Annotated in this window: 18 protein-coding genes; 6 read left to right on the top strand and 12 right to left on the bottom strand. The window is 53.6% G+C overall.

Annotated features, from left to right (window positions below):
- Positions 1–80 precede the first annotated feature (80 nt).
- Positions 81–1,259, top strand: a complete 1,179-nt coding sequence (purT, locus tag QVF11_RS11230; protein ID WP_112213288.1) for a formate-dependent phosphoribosylglycinamide formyltransferase — start codon at positions 81–83, stop codon at positions 1,257–1,259.
- Between the two features lie 55 nt (positions 1,260–1,314).
- On the opposite strand, the gene QVF11_RS11225 is transcribed toward purT, so the two are convergent.
- The 3 genes from QVF11_RS11225 to zwf all read right to left on the bottom strand — a co-directional run bounded on the left by QVF11_RS11225 (position 1,315) and on the right by zwf (position 5,502).
- On the bottom strand, positions 1,315–1,956 hold the full coding sequence (locus QVF11_RS11225) for a bifunctional 4-hydroxy-2-oxoglutarate aldolase/2-dehydro-3-deoxy-phosphogluconate aldolase (protein WP_110274301.1): 642 nt from the start codon (positions 1,954–1,956) through the stop codon (positions 1,315–1,317).
- Between the two features lie 37 nt (positions 1,957–1,993).
- Positions 1,994–3,805 carry a phosphogluconate dehydratase gene (edd, locus tag QVF11_RS11220; RefSeq protein ID WP_287856948.1) on the bottom strand — a complete coding sequence of 604 codons (1,812 nt, stop codon included), beginning with the start codon at positions 3,803–3,805 and terminating at the stop codon, positions 1,994–1,996.
- Between the two features lie 221 nt (positions 3,806–4,026).
- Positions 4,027–5,502 carry a glucose-6-phosphate dehydrogenase gene (zwf, locus tag QVF11_RS11215; protein ID WP_112213286.1) on the bottom strand — a complete coding sequence of 492 codons (1,476 nt, stop codon included), beginning with the start codon at positions 5,500–5,502 and terminating at the stop codon, positions 4,027–4,029.
- A gap of 319 nt (positions 5,503–5,821) precedes the next feature.
- Here zwf and QVF11_RS11210 point away from each other — a divergent pair, with 319 nt between their 5' ends.
- Entirely contained in the window at positions 5,822–6,727 is a 906-nt protein-coding gene (locus QVF11_RS11210) for a MurR/RpiR family transcriptional regulator (RefSeq protein ID WP_167492752.1), read from the top strand.
- Between the two features lie 125 nt (positions 6,728–6,852).
- Complete coding sequence (gene pyk / locus QVF11_RS11205) at positions 6,853–8,295, top strand: pyruvate kinase (RefSeq protein WP_110274305.1); 1,443 nt, start codon at positions 6,853–6,855, stop codon at positions 8,293–8,295.
- Between the two features lie 73 nt (positions 8,296–8,368).
- Here pyk and lpxM read toward each other — a convergent pair whose 3' ends face one another.
- From lpxM to znuA, 3 genes are all read right to left on the bottom strand, one after another.
- Positions 8,369–9,343 (bottom strand): lauroyl-Kdo(2)-lipid IV(A) myristoyltransferase, encoded by a 975-nt coding sequence (gene lpxM, locus QVF11_RS11200; protein WP_142514107.1) that lies wholly within the window; start codon positions 9,341–9,343, stop codon positions 8,369–8,371.
- A gap of 117 nt (positions 9,344–9,460) precedes the next feature.
- Entirely contained in the window at positions 9,461–10,783 is a 1,323-nt protein-coding gene (gene mepM, locus QVF11_RS11195) for a murein DD-endopeptidase MepM (protein ID WP_287856945.1), read from the bottom strand.
- 15 nt (positions 10,784–10,798) lie between these two features.
- The gene (gene znuA / locus QVF11_RS11190) at positions 10,799–11,743 is read right to left on the bottom strand and encodes a zinc ABC transporter substrate-binding protein ZnuA (protein ID WP_112213282.1); all 945 of its coding nucleotides are present in this window, start codon (positions 11,741–11,743) and stop codon (positions 10,799–10,801) included.
- A gap of 78 nt (positions 11,744–11,821) precedes the next feature.
- On the opposite strand from znuA, the gene znuC reads away from it, so the two are divergent.
- Positions 11,822–12,574 (top strand): zinc ABC transporter ATP-binding protein ZnuC, encoded by a 753-nt coding sequence (gene znuC / locus QVF11_RS11185; protein WP_112213281.1) that lies wholly within the window; start codon positions 11,822–11,824, stop codon positions 12,572–12,574.
- Positions 12,574–13,359, top strand: coding sequence for a zinc ABC transporter permease subunit ZnuB (znuB, locus tag QVF11_RS11180; RefSeq protein ID WP_287856943.1), 786 nt, complete (start codon positions 12,574–12,576; stop codon positions 13,357–13,359). The genes znuC and znuB overlap by 1 nt, the downstream gene beginning before the upstream one ends.
- Positions 13,360–13,409: 50 nt before the next feature.
- Here znuB and ruvB read toward each other — a convergent pair whose 3' ends face one another.
- A complete protein-coding gene (ruvB, locus tag QVF11_RS11175; protein WP_112213280.1) occupies positions 13,410–14,420 on the bottom strand; it encodes a Holliday junction branch migration DNA helicase RuvB in 1,011 nt (336 codons plus the stop codon).
- Between the two features lie 8 nt (positions 14,421–14,428).
- Positions 14,429–15,040 carry a Holliday junction branch migration protein RuvA gene (gene ruvA / locus QVF11_RS11170; protein WP_142514110.1) on the bottom strand — a complete coding sequence of 204 codons (612 nt, stop codon included), beginning with the start codon at positions 15,038–15,040 and terminating at the stop codon, positions 14,429–14,431.
- A gap of 456 nt (positions 15,041–15,496) precedes the next feature.
- Here ruvA and QVF11_RS11165 point away from each other — a divergent pair, with 456 nt between their 5' ends.
- On the top strand, positions 15,497–16,099 hold the full coding sequence (locus tag QVF11_RS11165) for a YebB family permuted papain-like enzyme (protein WP_287856939.1): 603 nt from the start codon (positions 15,497–15,499) through the stop codon (positions 16,097–16,099).
- 1 nt (position 16,100) lies between these two features.
- On the opposite strand, the gene ruvC is transcribed toward QVF11_RS11165, so the two are convergent.
- The 4 genes from ruvC to aspS form a co-directional block, all read right to left on the bottom strand.
- The gene (gene ruvC / locus QVF11_RS11160) at positions 16,101–16,622 is read right to left on the bottom strand and encodes a crossover junction endodeoxyribonuclease RuvC (RefSeq protein ID WP_110274314.1); all 522 of its coding nucleotides are present in this window, start codon (positions 16,620–16,622) and stop codon (positions 16,101–16,103) included.
- Between the two features lie 154 nt (positions 16,623–16,776).
- Positions 16,777–17,517 (bottom strand): YebC/PmpR family DNA-binding transcriptional regulator, encoded by a 741-nt coding sequence (locus QVF11_RS11155; RefSeq protein ID WP_110274315.1) that lies wholly within the window; start codon positions 17,515–17,517, stop codon positions 16,777–16,779.
- A gap of 149 nt (positions 17,518–17,666) precedes the next feature.
- Positions 17,667–18,110: a dihydroneopterin triphosphate diphosphatase gene (gene nudB / locus QVF11_RS11150; RefSeq protein ID WP_110274316.1), complete on the bottom strand. Its 444-nt coding sequence runs from the start codon at positions 18,108–18,110 to the stop codon at positions 17,667–17,669.
- A gap of 1 nt (position 18,111) precedes the next feature.
- Positions 18,112–19,899 (bottom strand): aspartate--tRNA ligase, encoded by a 1,788-nt coding sequence (gene aspS / locus QVF11_RS11145; RefSeq protein ID WP_287856935.1) that lies wholly within the window; start codon positions 19,897–19,899, stop codon positions 18,112–18,114.
- Between the last annotated feature and the right edge of the window lie 146 nt (positions 19,900–20,045).

The following is a 20,045-nucleotide window of genomic DNA, read 5'->3' as shown; positions in this document are numbered from 1 at the left end:
CTCAAATTACGCATATAAAGACAGACGCAAACGTTTTCGTTTATAATGCGGCGCATGTTTTTTTACTGCGGAAGAGAGTTATGACTGTATTAGGCACGGCGCTGCGCCCTGCGGCAACAAAGGTAATGCTGTTGGGGTCCGGCGAACTGGGTAAAGAAGTGGCTATCGAATGCCAGCGCCTGGGGATTGAAACCATCGCCGTCGACCGTTACCCGGACGCGCCAGCGATGCAGGTAGCGCACCGTTCATATGTCATCAATATGCTGCACGGCGAAACCTTGCAGGCGCTAATCGAACAGGAAAAACCTGACTTCATCGTACCGGAAATTGAAGCTATCGCCACCGATACCCTGGTGGCGCTGGAGCAAGCTGGGCAGAAGGTCGTCCCTACCGCGCGGGCGGCGAAGCTCACCATGAACCGCGAGGGAATCCGTCGCCTGGCTGCCGAAGAGCTGAAACTACCGACCTCAGCCTATCGTTTTGCCGATAGCGAAGCGGCGTTTCGTGAAGCTGTCGCAGGGATCGGCCTGCCGTGCATCGTCAAGCCGGTGATGAGTTCTTCCGGCAAAGGTCAGAGCTTTATTCGCTCCAGTGAACAGCTGGCTGAAGCCTGGCAGTATGCACAGCAAGGCGGGCGCGCCGGAGCCGGTCGCGTTATTGTTGAAGGCGTGGTGAATTTTGATTTTGAAATTACCCTGCTGACCGTGAGCGCCGTGGATGGCGTACATTTCTGCGCGCCGGTCGGTCATCGTCAGGAAGATGGCGACTATCGTGAATCCTGGCAGCCACAGCAGATGAGCGATTTGGCGCTGGAGCGTGCGCAGGAAATAGCCCGCGAAGTGGTGCTGGCTCTGGGCGGTCACGGCCTGTTCGGCGTCGAGCTATTTGTCTGCGGGGATGATGTGATTTTTAGCGAAGTCTCACCACGCCCGCACGACACCGGCATGGTCACGCTGATTTCGCAGGATTTATCAGAGTTCGCCCTGCACGTTCGCGCCTTCCTCGGCCTACCGATTGGCGCAATCCGCCAGTACGGCCCGGCGGCCTCGGCAGTGATCCTGCCGCAGTTAAGTAGCCAGAACGTTACCTTCAGTAATATCCAGGCGGCGGTTGGCGCAGGTCTGCAACTGCGTCTGTTTGGCAAGCCGGAAATTGACGGTTCGCGTCGACTGGGCGTGACTCTGGCGGTAGCAGATAGCGTTGATGAAGCGGTTGCGCGCGCCAAAACGGCGGCAGCGGCGGTCGTGGTGACAGGATAAAATATAAAAGCCCGGTAGCTTTGTGCTGACCGGGCCTCAGTTTAAAGCGCGAAGATTACTTCGCGCCTTCTACCGCTTCACGAGCCAGTTTGGTGATACGGTCGTAATCACCAGCTTCCAGCGCATCCGCTGGCACCAGCCATGAACCACCGATGCACAGCACGCTGTTCAGCGCCAGATAATCGCGATAGTTAGCCGGAGAAATGCCGCCAGTCGGGCAGAAACGAATGTGCGCGAACGGGCCGCCAATTGCCTGCAGCGCTTTCACGCCACCGTTAGCTTCAGCCGGGAAGAATTTGAACTCTTTCAGGCCATACTGCATACCCAGCATCAGCTCGGATACGGTGCTGATCCCCGGGATCAGCGGAATGGTGCCTTCGCCGGTCGCCGCTTTCAGCAGGGATTCGGTCAGGCCCGGGCTGATGGCAAACTGCGCGCCAGCTTCGGTGACTTCTTTCAGTTGCTCAACGTTAGTGACGGTACCCGCACCAACAATCGCTTCCGGGACTTCTTTAGCGATCGCACGGATAGCGTCCATTGCGCAGTCGGTACGCAGAGTCACTTCCAGTACGCGTACGCCACCTGCAACCAGCGCTTTCGCCATCGGCACAGCGTGTTCCAGCTTTTTCACCACGATTACCGGTACAACCGGGCCGGAGGTGAGGATTGCTTCTGCAGTTGTTTTCCAGTTTTTCATCAGATTTTCTCTCGCCAGATCTATAAATCGAATCGTCTTAAAAATTGATGCAGGTTGCGCCCTGTTCCGCTCCGGAGAGTTTCTCACGCAGCGCAGCAAACATTTCCCGGCCGGTTCCCACACGCGAACCGCTCAGGTCAGGAATATGCGGCTGACGCGCAGCCAGTTCAGCCTCATCCACCAGCAGCGTAAGTTCGCCGGTCTGGCCATTGACGCGGATGATATCGCCATCACGCACCTTCGCCAGCAGACCACCATCGTAAGCTTCAGGCGTCACGTGGATTGCTGATGGAACTTTACCTGATGCGCCGGATAGTCGACCATCGGTCACCAGCGCAATTTTGAAACGGCGGTCCAATAATACACCAAGTGGCGGCATAAGTTTATGTAATTCTGGCATGCCGTTCGCTTTTGGCCCTTGATGACGAACCACTACCACGCAATCTTTGTCCAGCAGCCCAGCTTCAAAGGCTGGTAGCACGTCGTGCTGACTCTCAAACACAATCGCCGGCGCTTCAATAATCTGGTTTTCTGCCGGTACAGCGGAAGTTTTCATCACCGCGCGACCAAGATTGCCGCTCAGCACTTTAGTGCCACCATGGCGAGAGAACGGTTTGTCAAAGGTGGCAATAACCTGGTCGTCCAGCGGCGCGGTCGCCCCTTCGCGCCAGTCAAGCTCGCCATTATTCAGCCACGGTTCCATGGTGTAGCGAGAGAGACCAAAACCGGCCACGGTGTTAACGTCTTCGTGCAACAGGCCACCTTTCATCAGCTCGCGTACCAATACCGGTACGCCGCCCGCCGCCTGGAAGTGGTTGATATCCGCCGGGCCGTTCGGGTAAAGACGCGCCAGCAGCGGTACCACGTCTGAGAGGTCAGAAAAATCATCCCAGTTGATGATGATCCCCGCCGCACGCGCCATCGCCACCAGGTGCATGGTATGGTTGGTGGAGCCACCGGTCGCCAGTAGCGCCACAATCCCATTAACCACCACTTTTTCGTCAAACATTTTGCCCAGCGGCATCCACTCATTACCGTTACCGGTCAGGCGGGTTACCTGACGGGCAGCAGCAGCGGTTAATACTTCACGCAGCGGCGCATCCGGATGTACGAATGATGATCCCGGCAATTGCATCCCCATAAACTCAACCACCATCTGGTTGGTATTGGCGGTGCCGTAGAAGGTGCAAGTGCCCGGCGCATGGTAAGAGGCGGCTTCAGACTCCAGCAGCGCCATGCGGTCGACTTTCCCTTCCGCGTACAGCTGACGGATGCGTACTTTCTCTTTGTTCGCCAGACCGCTGGCCATCGGACCGGACGGAATAAAGATGGACGGCAAATGACCAAATGCAAGCGCTGCCATGGTCAGGCCAGGAACAATTTTGTCGCAAACCCCCAGGTACAGTGCGCCGTCAAACATATTATGCGACAGGCCGATCGCGGCAGACATGGCGATAACTTCGCGGCTTAGCAGCGACAGCTCCATCCCGTCCTGCCCCTGCGTCACGCCATCGCACATCGCCGGAACGCCACCCGCCACCTGGCCAACCGCATTAGCTGAGTGCAACGCTTTACGGATGATATCCGGATAATATTCATAGGGTTGGTGGGCGGACAGCATGTCGTTATAAGAGGTGATGATGGCGATGTTATTGCGCAGCATGCTTTTCAGTGAAGCTTTATCATCCGCCTGACAGGCGGCGAAGCCGTGTGCCAGGTTACCGCAGGCCAGTTGGGCACGATGGACGGTGTCGGTTTTGGCCTGGTTAATCCGTGCGAGGTAGGCGCTGCGGGTGTCGCGTGACCGTTCAATAATGCGATTTGTTACCCGTAACATTTCAGAATTCATAAAGGCTCCTCAAATTTCATCTGTCCGGCCACAGCGTTCTGACGATGTCTCTTGATGCTTAAGGCACCAGTACCGGGGCTCAGGGGCAAAATACTGAGTGCAGTGTAATAAAAAAAGCTCCGGGGGTGAATCCTCCCGGAGCTTAAAAGATTAAAAATTACGCGACTTTCTGCGTCAGATCATGTTACCGGTAAAATAACTCAACCGGATTAGTCTTTCGGTTACTCAAACTCGTTCCATGAACGGCCATCGCGGGTGATCATCGCCACGGAGGCAACCGGCCCCCAGGTACCCGCCTGGTAAGGCTTCGGCGCATCACGATCGGCAGCCCAGGCTTCGGTAATGGAGTCAACCCACTTCCACGCCTCTTCCACTTCATCGCGACGCACGAACAACGCCTGAATACCGCGCATGGTTTCCAGCAACAAACGCTCATAAGCATCCGCCAGATGCGTCTGATTAAAGGTTTCTGAGTAGCTCAGATCCAGCTTGGTGATCTGTAGGTTGTGCTTGTGATCAAGCCCAGGAACCTTGTTCAGTACCTGAATATCGACTCCTTCGTCAGGCTGCAGACGAATGGTCAATTTGTTCTGCGGCAGTTCTTGCCATGTCTCTTTAAACAGGTTCAGTTCTGGTGTTTTAAAGTAAACCACGACTTCAGAACACTTGGTCGGCAGACGTTTACCAGTACGTAGGTAGAACGGCACGCCCGCCCACCGCCAGTTGTCGATATCCACGCGGATAGCCACAAAGGTCTCGGTATGGCTGGCTTTATTCGCGCCTTCTTCTTCAAGGTAGCCCGGCACTTTTTTGCCTTGCGCAAAGCCGGCAGAGTACTGGCCGCGTACCGTTTTTTCACGCACATTGGTGCGGTCGATACGGCGCAGAGACTTCAGCACTTTTACTTTCTCATCGCGGATGCTGTCAGCGCTCAGGTCCGACGGCGGCGACATCGCAATCATGCACAGAATTTGCAACAGGTGGTTCTGGATCATATCGCGCATCTGCCCAGCCTGATCGAAGTAGCCCCAACGGCCTTCAATACCCACCTCTTCCGCTACCGTGATCTCAACGTGATCGATAGTGCGACTATCCCAGTTATTCACAAACAGCGAGTTAGCAAAGCGCAGCGCCAGCAGGTTCAGCACCGTCTCTTTACCCAGATAGTGGTCGATACGGTAGACCTGGCACTCTTCGAAAAACTCACCGACCTGATCGTTGATCTCGCGGGAGGTTTCAAGGGAGGTACCCAACGGTTTTTCCATCACTACCCGCGCCGGTTTGGCGTTCAGTTTCGCTTCGCCCAGTCCTTTGCAAATCGCGCCAAACGTACTTGGCGGCATGGCGAAGTAGTTGATGGTGACCCGCTCTTTCTGGTCGAGCATTTTACCCAGGCGGGTAAACGCTTTGGTGTCGTTGACATCAAGGTTACAAAAGTTCAGACGCCCGCTCAGGGTATCCCACAAACCTTCATCAATTTTTTCCTTCATGAAGGTTTCCATCGCTTCACGTACTACCTTGGTGTAAGCGTCTTTATCCCAGTCGGCACGCCCAACACCGATGATGCGAGTGTCAGGGTGAAGCTGGCCAGCTTTCTCAAGCTGATACAGGGAAGGCAGCAATTTACGTCGCGCCAGGTCACCCTTCGCGCCGAAAATGACCAGATCGCATGCCTGGGCCGTTTGCGTTACCGCCATGTCATTCTCCTTAGTTGATAGACTGGTGCTTGTGCCAGGCTATATTTGTAATTTTCTTTCACTGCATCGTACTGTGTTTACGAATTTCCCGAAACCCTCAGCCCCGGTTCCCGCGGCTAAATCGCACAGGGGGAAAAATACAGGGCCACATTTTGGGCATCCGGCTAATATTGTTCGTTGTTTCGACCGATTCTCAGTTACTAAAATACGACTCTGATCATGTAATGAAAAAAAACAACATTTTTTAAGGTCATTCCTCACCGTTTCCAACTACGGAGAGGTATATTCTTGCTAAAACGCCTGATGATTTCACCCATTAATGAAATCGTTTCCATTGATGAGCGCCTTGTTAATAATGAACATGCTGGAAAAAATCCAGTCCCGACTGGAACACCTTAGCAAATCTGAACGCAAAGTGGCGGAAGTCATCCTTGCAACCCCCGCGCAGGCCATTCATTCGAGCATCGCGGCCCTGGCCCTTGAAGCTGGCGTTAGTGAGCCGACCGTTAACCGTTTTTGCCGCAGTCTGGAGACCCGTGGTTTCCCGGATTTCAAACTGCATCTGGCCCAAAGCCTGGCACACGGGACACTCTATGTTAACCGCAACGTCGATGAAGACGACAGCGTAGAGGCCTACACGGGGAAGATTTTTGAATCGGCAATGGCCAGTTTAGATCAGGTCCACCATTCTCTCGACATGTCGGCCATCAATCGTGCGGTCGATCTGTTAACACAGGCCAAAAAAATCGCCTTTTTTGGCCTCGGCTCTTCAGCCGCCGTCGCTCACGATGCGATGAACAAATTTTTCCGCTTCAACGTACCGGTCATTTACTCCGACGACATTGTTCTGCAACGCATGAGTTGTATGAACTGTAATGACGACGACGTCGTGGTGATTATCTCGCACACAGGTCGGACCAAAAGCCTGGTGGAGCTGGCGCAGCTAGCCCGTGAAAACGATGCTATGGTGATCGCTATTACCTCACCTGGCACGCCGCTCTCTCGCGAGTCAACGTTAGCCATTACGCTTGATGTCCCGGAAGATACCGATATCTATATGCCGATGGTCTCCCGGCTGGCGCAGTTGACGGTGATTGACGTGCTGGCAACCGGCTTTACCCTGCGTCGTGGCGCAAAATTCAGAGATAACTTGAAGAGGGTCAAGGAAGCGCTCAAGGAATCGCGCTTTGATAAAGAGCTCAGTGTACACAGCAATGACCAATAAAAGTAGAAACGAAGCAGTAACCTATTACACCGTCGGTAATGTTCTGGCATAGCAACTTTGCTCGCTGGCGCTACCGAATCCATGTTCACGCAACACCAAAGTTGTTTCAGTCAACGGAGTATTACATGTCCAGAAGGCTTCGCAGAACCAAAATCGTTACCACCTTAGGCCCGGCAACCGATCGCGACAACAACCTTGAGAAGGTTATCGCCGCTGGCGCTAACGTGGTACGTATGAACTTCTCTCACGGTACCGCGGAAGATCACCAAATCCGTGCGGATAAGGTTCGTGAGATTGCGGCAAAACTGGGTCGTCATGTTGCGATTCTCGGAGACCTACAGGGTCCGAAAATCCGCGTATCTACCTTCAAAGAAGGCAAAATCTTCCTCAATATCGGCGATAAATTCCTGCTTGACGCTAACCTGGGTAAAGGTGAAGGCGACAAAGAGAAAGTCGGTATCGATTATAAAGGCCTGCCGGCTGATGTGGTTCCGGGCGATATCTTGCTGCTGGATGATGGGCGCGTACAGCTGAAAGTGCTTGAAGTGCAGGGTCTGAAAGTGTTCACAGAAGTCACCGTTGGCGGGCCGTTGTCCAACAACAAAGGCATCAACAAACTCGGCGGCGGCCTCTCAGCAGAAGCGCTGACGGATAAAGACAAAGCCGATATTATTACCGCCGCAAAAATTGGCGTTGATTACCTGGCCGTCTCCTTCCCGCGCTGCGGCGAAGACCTGAACTACGCCCGTCGCCTGGCGCGCGATGCCGGCTGCGACGCAAAAATCGTTGCCAAAGTAGAACGTGCGGAAGCGGTTTGCAGCCAGGACGCAATGGATGATGTGATTCTGGCATCCGATGTCGTGATGGTCGCCCGTGGCGATCTCGGCGTAGAAATTGGCGATCCGGAGCTGGTCGGCATTCAGAAAGCATTGATCCGCCGTGCTCGTCAGTTGAACCGCTCAGTCATTACCGCGACTCAGATGATGGAGTCAATGATCACCAACCCGATGCCAACCCGCGCTGAAGTTATGGACGTGGCGAACGCCGTGCTGGATGGGACCGACGCCGTAATGCTGTCAGCAGAAACTGCCGCAGGCCAGTACCCGTCAGAGACCGTTGCCGCGATGGCCCGCGTCTGCGTCGGTGCGGAAAAAATCCCTAGCCTCAACGTTTCTAAACACCGTCTGGACATCCAGTTCGACAATGTGGAAGAAGCCATTGCGATGTCAGCAATGTATGCGGCCAACCACCTGAAAGGCGTCACCGCCATTATCACCATGACCGAATCTGGCCGTACCGCACTGATGACCTCGCGCATCAGTTCCGGCCTGCCGATTTTTGCGCTGTCTCGTCATGAACGCACGTTGAACCTGACGGCACTGTACCGCGGCGTGACCCCGGTTCATTTCGACAGCGAAAGTGATGGCGTCGCCGCAGCCCATGACGCAGTGAATCTGCTGCGCGATAAAGGCTATCTGGTCACTGGCGACCTGGTTATCGTGACCCAGGGTGATGTAATGAGCACCATCGGTACCACCAACACCACCCGTATTCTGACCGTCGAGTAATTTTCTCTGCCATAAAAAAACCTGCCAGCGTTCGCTGGCAGGTTTTTTTTCGTCCGTGGCGCGTAAACGCGGATTACTTCTTTTTCGGGTACAGCTCTTTGCGCTTATATGGCTCAATTTCGCCCGGCTTACGGGTTTTCAGCAGCTTAAGGATCCAGGTGTACTGCTCGGTATTGGGCTTGACGAAAATTTCGACTTCTTCGTTCATCCGCCGGGCGATAGTGTTGTCGTCCGCCTCCAGCAGGTCGTCCATTGGCGGGCGCACCAGTACCGTTAGACGATGCGTTTTACCATCATAAACCGGGAACAGCGGCACAACGCGGGCGCGGCACACTTTCATTAAACGACCAATCGCCGGTAGCGTCGCTTTATAAGTGGCAAAGAAATCGACAAACTCGCTGTGCTCAGCACCGTGGTCCTGATCCGGCAAGTAGTAGCCCCAGTAGCCCTGACGGACCGACTGAATAAACGGCTTAATGCCATCATTACGCGCATGCATTCGTCCACCAAAACGACGGCGTACGGTGTTCCAGACGTAATCAAATACCGGGTTGCCCTGATTATGGAACATCGCCGCCATTTTTTGCCCACCGGAAGCCATCAGCATCGCTGGAATATCGACACCCCAGGCATGAGGTACCAGAAAGATCACTTTCTCGTTATTGCGCTGCATCTCGTCGATGATCTCTTTGCCCTGCCAGTCGACGCGGGAAAGAATACGCTGCGGGTCACGCAGACCCAGTTCAGCCATCATCACCATCGCCTGCGGCGCAGACGCATACATCTGATCAATAATTTCTTCGCGTTCCTGCTCGCTCTTTTCCGGGAAACAGTACAGCAGATTGATCTGTGCCCGGCGGCGAGAACTCTTTGCGAGTCGACCGACAAAACGGCCCAGCTTGCCCAGAATAGGGTCGCGGAACGAGGCGGGCGTCAGGGCAATACCGGCGAATGCGAAAACCCCCAGCCAGGCGCCCCAATAGCGCGGCAGTAAAAAGGATTTTTCAAACGTTGGAATAAACTCACTATTATTTTTTTTCGTTTCCATGCCCAATCCGCAGAAGTTCCGCTCAATAAAGATAATGGCTTAGTTTAGCGATACGTTGGGTAACGTACAAAAGAAAAAGCCGGCGCGCTATGGGCACCGGCTTCAACTGGTGGGTTGTTAGTCAAAGCGAAGCTGTGGGATAACCTCTTTTGCCTGCGCCAGATAATCCTTACGGTCGGAACCGCTAAGCCCTTCTGTACGCGGCAGTTTCGCTGTCAACGGGTTAACCGCTTGCTGGTTAATCCACACTTCATAGTGCAGATGCGGGCCGGTAGAACGCCCGGTATTGCCCGACAGCGCAATGCGGTCGCCGCGTTTCACCTTCTGGCCTGGTTTCACCAGCAGCTTCCGCAAGTGCATATAGCGCGTGGTATAGGTCCGCCCGTGACGAACGGCAACGTAGTAACCTGCTGCGCCGCTGCGTTTAGCCACCACCACTTCACCATCACCCACCGACAGCACCGGCGTCCCCTGCGGCATAGCAAAATCAACACCGCGATGTGGGGCGACACGACCGGTAACCGGGTTAAGACGACGCGGATTAAAGTTCGATGAAACGCGGAACTGGCGTGTGGTCGGGAAGCGCATAAAGCCTTTTGCCAGCCCAGTGCCGTTGCGGTCATAGAATTTGCCATCTTCGGCGCGAATCGCGAAGTAATCTTTGCCATCGGAACGCAAACGTACGCCAAGCAGTTGGCTCTGCTCGCGTTTGCCATCAAGCATTTCACGCGACATCAGGACCGAAAATTCATCACCCTTTTTCAGCTTACGGAAATCCATTTGCCACTGCATGGCTTTGATGACCGCGCTAATTTCGGTGCTGGTGAGGCCAGCATCGCGGGCGCTGGAGACGAAGCTGCCGCCAACGGTACCTTTCAGTACATTGTTGACCCAATCGCCTTTTTGCAGCTCGCTGCTCATTTTGAAACCGTTGGCCACCCGGTCGTAGGTTCGGGTTTCACGGCGCGACATCTCCCACGTCAGGCTTTGCAAATCGCCATCCGCCGTCAGAGTCCAGGAGAGTTGCTGGCCGATTTTCAGATTACGCAGTTCCTTATCTGCCGAGGAAAGCCGCGCGATATCGCCCATATCAATGCCGTACTGGTTAAGAATGCTGCTGAGCGTGTCGCCTGTTGATACCACGTACTCGTGACCGCCAGAATCGCTATCCGCTTTATCATCCAGTTCATCTTGTGGGATGGCTTCTTCTTCCTGCGCCGCCTGATCAATGGGTTCTGAGGCTTCCGGCAGCAATGAGCGAATCTCGCTCTTCTCCAGCTCGATAGTTCGGACAATAGGCGAGGATTCTGGATGGTGATAGATATAGGGTCGCCAGACGGCGACCGCTAAGGTAAGAACGCTAAGTGACCCCAGCATAACGCGATGAGGTCGGGGCAGATTGTTAAATGCCTGAGTGACAGCGCGGGCTATCTGTTGCACGTATTCACTTCCTCGTTATTCTCCTTTCAGGCAGCTTGAATACTGATTCGCCATTTGGCTCAGGAATTGCGGATAACTTTCTTTACCCAGCTTAATTCCGATTCCAAGTGGATCCAGGGTTCCCATGCGCACGGATGTTCCCCTGGAGACAGCTTCTATAACCGCTGGCCTGAACTGTGGCTCAGCAAAAACGCAAGTTGCTTTTTGCTCAACCAACTGTGTTCTGATTTCGTGTAAACGCTGCGCACCAGGCTGTATTTCAGGGTTGACGGTAAAGTGGCCCAATGAGGTCAAACCGTAGTGTTTTTCAAAGTAGCCATAAGCATCATGAAAAACGAAATATCCCTTCCCTTTCAGCGGTGCGAGCTCGGTCCCCACCTGTTTGTCGGTTGCGGCTAATTTTGCCTCAAAATCCTTCAGGTTGGCGTCAAGTTTGGCTCGACTCTGCGGCATAAGTTCCAATAATTTATCGTGGATTGCAACCGCCGACAGCCGCGCTATCTCTGGGGAAAGCCATAGATGCATGTTATAGATGCCATGATGGTGATCATCGTCACTATTTTCCCCGGCACCATGATCGTGGCCATGGTGGTCATCATCATCGTCGGCCCCTTTCATGAGTAACGGTTTCACGCCGTCAAGCTCGGCAATCGTCACCTTTTTGTTCGACGCAATGCTTTGCGTTGACTTATCCATAAACGCTTCCATCTCAGGACCAATCCAGACAACTAAGTCTGCGTTCTGTAAGCGTTTTGCATCTGATGGACGCAGTGAATAATCATGCTCTGAGGCCCCATCGGGCAGCAAAACCTGGGTATCCGTTACGCCATCGGCGATGGCTGAAGCGATAAAGCCCAGCGGTTTAAGCGAGGTGACAACTGCGGCATTTACCAACGGTGAATGAGCGAACAAAAAAGCGGCGCTAAGTCCAGCGCAAAGAAGCGTATTTTTATGTAACATAATGAGTCTAATCATCGTAATGAATGAGAAAGATGTGATATTATAACATTCACTCGCTTGTGCAACCCTTAATTTGACATGACAAATCTAATCACTCTGGAAAACGTCTCGGTGGTCTTCGGCCAAAGGCGCGTGCTGTCTGACATTTCACTTACCTTAAAGCCAGGCAAAATTTTAACCTTGCTGGGCCCTAATGGTGCTGGCAAATCCACCCTTGTGCGAGTTGTTCTTGGTCTGGTAGCACCAACTGACGGTGTTATCAAACAGGATGGTCATCTGCGTATCGGCTATGTCCCGCAAAAGCTGCACCTTGATGCCACCATGCCGCTGACCGTCAACCGTTTTATGCGCCTGCGTCCGGGTACCCATAAACGGGACATTCTGCCCGCGCTAAAACGCGTTCAGGCAGGCCATCTGATTGACGCTCCAATGCAAAAACTCTCCGGCGGAGAAACGCAGCGCGTCTTGTTGGCTCGCTCTTTACTCAATCAACCGCAACTGTTGGTGCTCGACGAGCCGACCCAGGGCGTCGACGTCAACGGCCAGGTGGCGCTCTATGATCTGATTAACCAACTGCGCCAGGAGCTTAACTGCGCCGTGCTGATGGTTTCCCACGACCTGCATCTGGTAATGGCGAAAACCGATGAAGTACTGTGTCTAAACCAACATATCTGCTGCTCCGGCGCGCCAGAAGTGGTCTCCATGCATCCAGAATTTATCTCAATGTTCGGCCAGCGCGGCGCGGAACAGCTGGGAATTTATCGTCATAATCATAATCACCGCCACGACCTGCAGGGGCGGATTGTACTGCGTCGGGGAAATGACCGCTGATGATTGAATTACTCTTACCCGGCTGGCTGGCCGGCGTTATGCTCGCCTGTGCGGCAGGCCCGCTCGGTTCGTTCGTCGTGTGGCGCCGCATGTCCTACTTCGGCGATACCCTTGCTCACGCCTCTCTGCTCGGGGTCGCTTTTGGTTTACTGCTGAACGTCAACCCTTTCTATGCGGTTATCGTTGTGACGTTACTGCTGGCGGGCGGCCTGGTATGGCTAGAGAAACGCCCTCACCTGGCAATAGATACTCTATTGGGGATTATGGCGCACAGCGCGCTGTCGCTGGGTCTGGTGGTTGTCAGCCTGATGTCGAACGTGCGCGTTGACCTGATGGCCTACCTGTTTGGCGATCTGCTGGCAGTGACGCCTGAAGATTTGATTTCAATCGCTATCGGCGTCGTTATCGTGCTGGCGATTCTGCTCTGGCAATGGCGCAACCTGCTGTCGATGACTATTAGCCCGGATCTGGCTTTTGTTGATGGCGTTAAGCTACAGCGGGTGAAGTTGCTTTTAATGCTGGTCACCGCACTGACCATTGGCGTCGCGATGAAGTTTGTTGGGGCGCTGATTATCACTTCGCTGTTGATTATCCCCGCAGCGACGGCTCGTCGCTTTGCCCACACGCCGGAGCAAATGGCAGGCGTGGCGGTTGGTGTAGGGATCATTGCAGTAACGGGTGGATTGACCTTCTCGGCTTTCTACGATACCCCGGCAGGGCCTTCGGTGGTGCTGTGCGCTGCGCTATTGTTTATTATCAGTATGAGCAAAAAATCCGCAACCTGACCTGCAAGCATAGCCGCAAACCCGTTGTCCGGGCATCGCCCGGGCAACGATTACGGCATTTCCGGCGGCGTGATACCAAAGTGATTCCAGGCCCGCACCGTCGCCATCCGCCCGCGCGGTGTACGCTGTAAAAAGCCCTGCTGGATCAGATACGGCTCCAGCACATCTTCAATGGTTTCCCGCTCTTCCCCTATCGCCGCAGCCAGGTTATCCAGCCCAACCGGCCCGCCGAAGAATTTGTCGATTACCGCCAACAGCAGCTTACGGTCCATATAATCGAAGCCTTCGGCATCCACGTTAAGCATATCCAGCGCCTTCGCGGCAATCTCTACCGAAATGGTACCGTCATGCTTCACTTCGGCATAATCGCGTACGCGCCTGAGCAGGCGGTTGGCAATACGCGGCGTACCGCGCGCGCGGCGCGCGACTTCCAGCGCCCCCTCCTCGCTCATCTCCAGCCCCATAAAGCGAGCGCTGCGCCCGACGATATATTGCAGGTCAGGCACCTGATAAAACTCCAGGCGTTGCACAATACCAAAACGGTCACGTAACGGAGAAGTCAATGAACCGGCGCGGGTGGTAGCACCAATCAGAGTAAACGGTGGCAGATCGATTTTTATTGAACGAGCCGCCGGTCCTTCGCCAATCATGATATCCAACTGATAATCTTCCATTGCCGGATATAACACTTCTTCAACGACCGGCGAAAGGCGGTGGATCTCATCGATAAACAAGACATCGTGCGGTTCAAGGTTGGTCAGCATCGCCGCCAGATCGCCCGCCTTTTCCAGTACCGGGCCGGAAGTGGTGCGCAGATTTACGCCCATTTCGTTGGCAACAATGTTCGCCAGCGTGGTTTTCCCAAGCCCTGGAGGACCAAAAATCAGCAGGTGATCGAGCGCATCACCGCGCAGTTTCGCCGCCTGGATAAAAATCTCCATTTGCGAGCGGACGTGTGGCTGGCCCACATATTCGGCCAGCATTTTAGGACGGATTGCACGGTCAGCCGCTTCTTCAAAACCGGTGCTGTCCGCCGATACCAGCCTGTCAGCTTCAATCATCCCTTACCTCACAGCGCAGCGCGTAGCGCTTCGCGAATTAGCGTTTCACTATTAGTATCCGGACGAACGATTTTGCTTATCATTCGGCTGGCCTCTTGAGGTTTATAGCCCAGCGCCACCAGCGCAGCAACCGCTTCCTGTTCTGCATCATCGTCAGCCGGACCTGCGGGCGATGTCAGTACCAGATCGGCCGCCGGAGTGAACAGATCGCCATGTAACCCTTTAAAGCGGTCCTTCATTTCGACGATCAGTCGTTCTGCGGTTTTCTTACCGATTCCCGGCAGTTTCACCAGCGCGGCCAGCTCTTCGCGTTCAACGGCATTAACAAACTGCTGTGCCGACATGCCAGAGAGGATTGCCAGCGCTAGTTTCGGACCAACGCCGTTGGTCTTAATCAGCTCTTTAAACAGCGTGCGCTCCTGTTTGTTATTGAAACCAAACAGCAGTTGAGCATCTTCACGGACGATAAAATGGGTAAAAATTATCGCCTCGTTGCCCACATCCGGCAGCTCATAAAAGCAGGTCATCGGCATGTGAACCTCATAGCCTACGCCTCCCGTTTCGAGTAAAACCAGCGGGGGTTGTTTTTCGAGAATGATGCCTCTGAGTCTGCCTATCACATGGAGCTCCTGGATTAAGGGCTGAAAGTCTAATGCAGTATCATAAAAAAAGGCTGGATAGATATCCAGATGAAAAACGCGTTATCTCCTAACATCTGCGATCCGAAAACCGCTTTACCTGAACACAGCTAGCCCTGTAACGCTTTTTTAACCTCATGCAAAATAATCCTTCCGTCATTTGTGATTCTCTTACATTCCGAATATTTTTCATTCCAAAAAGACTCTGGATTTATATCGATAACAGTCAAGAGACGGTATTTATTATTTTCAACGCATTTCTTTTTATGCATCACGAGAAAAATGGTGTTCGCGACTCCACCTTTTACGGAGGTTAATTAACCTAAGCCATGACATTTTACTTATCAAATCTTTACTAATACTTTTCCATCAATGACGAAAGGTCAGGATATGATAGTGGATACCTTGCTCATTATATAAACCCAAAGGAATGACAAAATGCTTATTGATTCCTCCGTTAAATATGAAACCGGAGATATTGTTTTCACCTGTATTGGCACGGCATTATTTGGCCAAATATCAACGGCCTCTCAGTGCTGGTGTAACCATGTGGGTATTATCATTGGTCATAATGGTGATGATTACCTGGTGGCGGAAAGTCGGGTCCCACTTTCGGGAGTAACCACCCTAACGCAGTTTATTCACCGCTCAACCAACCATAGTTACGCTGTTCGCCGTCTGCGCGGCGGTTTAACCACTGAGCAAAAACTCTCGCTCATGGAACAAGTGCCCTCACGTCTGCATAAGCTTTATCACACCGGGTTTAAATACGATTCATCGCGTCAGTTCTGTTCAAAATTTGTGTTTGATATTTATAAAGATGCGTTATGTATTCCGGTGGGCAATGTCGAAACGTTTGAACAACTGCTGCGCAGTAACCCGGAAGCAAAATTACGATTCTGGAAGTTTTGGTTTTTAGGTTCTATTCCGTGGGAACGAAAAACGGTCACTCCGGCCAGCCTCTGGCTGCATCCAAATTTAGAGTTAATTTCAGCGAATGGAGTAGAAACGCCTCAGCCAGCAGTCGCCGAGGCGGTATAGATTAGCGTAACCGTCCACGCGCCAGATTCAGACGGCTTTCGCCTATCTGGGCGACGTTCTGGCTGACGTGGCAGTGGGTAATAGCAATAGCCAAAGCATCTGCCGCATCGGCCTGCGGATTAGCCGGAAGCTTGAGCAGCGTGCGCACCATGTGCTGCACCTGGCTTTTTTCCGCGCTGCCAATGCCGACAACGGTCTGCTTCACCTGCCTGGCTGCGTACTCAAACACTGGCAGGTCCTGATTTGTCGCGGCGACAATCGCCACCCCACGGGCCTGACCGAGCTTTAGCGCCGAGTCGGCGTTCTTCGCCATAAAGACTTGTTCGATGGCGAAATAGTCCGGCTGGAACTGGGTGATAATTTCAGTGACGCCCGCATAGATAAGCTTCAGGCGGGACGGTAAATCATCCACTTTCGTGCGAATGCAGCCACTGCCCAGATAGCTCAGTTGGCGCCCAACCTGACGGATGACGCCGTAACCAGTGACGCGCGACCCCGGGTCAATACCGAGAATAATAGCCATCACGCGCCTCCAGTCATAACTAACCCGTGAGACCCTAAATATTTCAGTTCACAGCTAGGCGGCCACGCAGCGCATCCCCGGGAGCGTAGATTGACTACGTGACCGGGGTAAGCGAGGAGAGCCAACACCGCTGTGGGCTGAAAGATTACGGGTATCACAGCGTTGCGGCGACCTCATCAGAGATCTCACCGTTATGATAAACTTCCTGCACATCGTCACAATCTTCCAGCATATCGATCAGACGCAGCAGTTTCGGTGCGGTTTCTGCATCCATGTCCGCTTTGGTTGACGGGATCATAGAAACTTCAGCAGCATCTGCTTTCAGGCCCGCAGCTTCCAGCGCATCGCGTACCGCACCCATCTCTTCCCAGGCAGTGTAAACGTCAATCGCACCGTCATCATAGGTCACCACGTCTTCTGCGCCTGCTTCCAGGGCAGCTTCCATGATCGCATCTTCGTCACCTTTCTCGAAGGAGATAACGCCTTTTTTGCTGAACAGATAAGAGACCGAACCGTCAGTTCCGAGGTTGCCACCGGTTTTGGTGAACGCATGACGCACTTCAGCAACGGTACGGTTGCGGTTGTCGCTCAGGCATTCCACCATAACCGCGGTGCCGCCAGGGCCGTAACCTTCATAAATGATGGTTTCCATGTTCGCGTCATCATCACCGCCAACGCCGCGTGCGATAGCACGGTTCAGCGTGTCGCGCGTCATGTTGTTAGCCAGCGCTTTATCGATTGCCGCACGCAGACGTGGGTTAGAACCCGCATCGCCGCCGCCCAGACGCGCTGCGGTAACCAGCTCGCGAATGATTTTAGTAAAGATCTTACCGCGCTTGGCATCCTGTGCCGCTTTGCGGTGTTTGGTGTTGGCCCATTTACTATGACCTGCCATAAAATAATATCTCCAAAAAAGCCTTTTTCCGTCGCCTTTTAGCCCTCAGGCGCGTTGGCTACATTGGCCCTCACCCATCACTTACTCAAGTAAGCTCAGGGTGAAGTCCCAACTTGCCGCCTTCCTGATAACTAAAATTCTGGGGAAAATTAGTTGGCGTTAATTACAAATTCTTCAATCGCCTGCCGGTTGCTCCAGGACTTGGTCAACGTGGCGGCTTCCGACGCATCAACCCAGCGGTAATCCAGATGTTCCGTAAAGACAATCTGGCGTTCATGGGGGAGCGCAAGACGGAACCAAAATTCCGTATTACGCTCGACGCCCGGCGCATAGCGATGACGTAAATGAGAAAATATCTCGAATTCTACCGTGCGCTGACAGTCAACCAGAGCTAATTGCTCGCAAGCAACGTCAATGGCGACCTCTTCCATTACTTCACGCGCGGCAGCCTGCGACGCGTTTTCACCCTCTTCCAGGCTGCCGGTGACCGACTGCCAGAACGCAGGATCGTCGCGACGCTGCAACATCAGCACCCGCTTCGTATCTTCGGCATAAATCACCACCAGAACGGAAATGGGCAGCTTGAATGACATCTTACTTATTCTCCAGAGACTCTTTTGTCTCTTTCGCCACAACCTGAATACCCAGTTCACCCAAGGACGCCGGATTCGCGAAACTTGGTGCTTCGGTCATCAGGCAGGCAGCTGCGGTAGTTTTCGGGAAAGCGATAACGTCACGGATATTATCGGTACCCGTCAGCAGCATGGTCAAACGGTCAAGACCAAATGCCAGACCGGCGTGCGGCGGGGTACCGTATTTCAACGCGTCCAGCAGGAAGCCAAACTTCTCGCGCTGCTCTTGTTCGTTAATGCCCAGAATACCGAACACGGTCTGCTGCATTTCACCGCTGTGGATACGCACGGAACCACCGCCAACTTCATAGCCGTTAATGACCATATCGTAGGCGTTAGCAACAGCGTCTTCCGGTGCTGCTTTCAGCTCGGCGGCAGACATATCTTTCGGCGAGGTGAACGGATGGTGCATCGCGGTCAGGCCGCCTTCACCGTCGTCTTCAAACATCGGAAAGTCGATAACCCACAGCGGGGCCCACTTAGCTTCGTCAGTCAGATTCAGGTCTTTACCCAGCTTCAGACGCAGCGCACCCAGCGCATCGGCAACGACTTTTTTGTTATCCGCGCCGAAGAAGATCATGTCGCCATCCTGCGCGCCTGTACGCTCAAGGATCGCTTCAACGATGTCTGCGGTCAGGAATTTCGCCACCGGGCTGTTGATGCCTTCCATGCCTTTCGCACGTTCGGTCACTTTGATGTAAGCCAGGCCTTTCGCGCCATAGATTTTCACAAAGTTGCCGTATTCATCGATTAGCTTACGGGTCAACGCAGCACCGCCAGGCACGCGCAGCGCCGCAACGCGGCCTTTCGGATCGTTTGCCGGATCGGAGAATACCGCGAACTCAACGGACTTCAGCAGGTCTGCAACGTCCACCAGCTCCATCGGGTTACGCAGGTCTGGTTTGTCTGAACCATAACGGCGTTCGGCTTCAGCGAAAGTCATGATTGGGAAGTCACCCAGCTCCACGCCTTTCACGTCGTTCCACAGACTGCGCACCAGCGCTTCCATCACTTCACGCACCTGCTCGGCGGTCATGAAAGAGGTTTCGACGTCGATCTGGGTGAATTCCGGCTGGCGGTCAGCGCGCAGGTCTTCGTCACGGAAGCATTTAACAATCTGATAGTAGCGGTCGAATCCTGACATCATCAGCAGCTGTTTGAACAGCTGTGGAGACTGCGGCAGCGCGTAGAATTTGCCTTTATGAACGCGAGAAGGCACCAGATAGTCACGCGCACCTTCCGGCGTGGCTTTGGTCAGCATCGGCGTTTCGATATCAAGGAAGCCGTGGTCGTCCATAAAGCGGCGTACGAGGCTGGTGATTTTGGCACGTGTTTTCAGGCGCTGAGCCATTTCCGGGCGACGCAGGTCCAGATAGCGGTATTTCAGACGCGCTTCTTCGGTGTTGACGTGGTTGGAATCCAGCGGCAGCGCTTCGGAGCGGTTGATAATTGTCAGATCGGACGCCAGCACTTCGATTGCGCCAGTTGGCATATCGTTGTTGACGTTTCTTTCGTCACGCGCACGCACGGTGCCGGTTATCTGGATGCAGAACTCATTACGCAGTTCGGAGGCCAGCTTTAATGCATCCGCACGATCCGGATCGAAAAACACCTGCACGATGCCTTCGCGGTCACGCATATCGATAAAGATAAGGCTACCAAGATCACGACGACGGTTGACCCAACCACACAGAGTCACTTGCTGCCCTACGTGGGACAGACGGAGCTGTCCGCAATATTCTGTACGCATGAGATATCCCTTAACTTAGCCGCAGGCGGATTGTTGCCTGCTTTGCAGGCGACGAGGTCGCAGCTTTAGCTGATGTCACAACTGAATGAAAAAAGGCGGCTATTATACTGGAAATTATGCCGTACGATAAGCCCGGCGCAGCGTGT

Origin of the sequence: Klebsiella sp., from assembly GCF_027492335.1 — a bacterium.
Taxonomy (GTDB): domain Bacteria; phylum Pseudomonadota; class Gammaproteobacteria; order Enterobacterales; family Enterobacteriaceae; genus Klebsiella; species Klebsiella huaxiensis.
The sequence above is the reverse complement of the archived record's forward strand: the minus strand, read 5'-3'. Positions and strand labels throughout refer to the sequence as shown.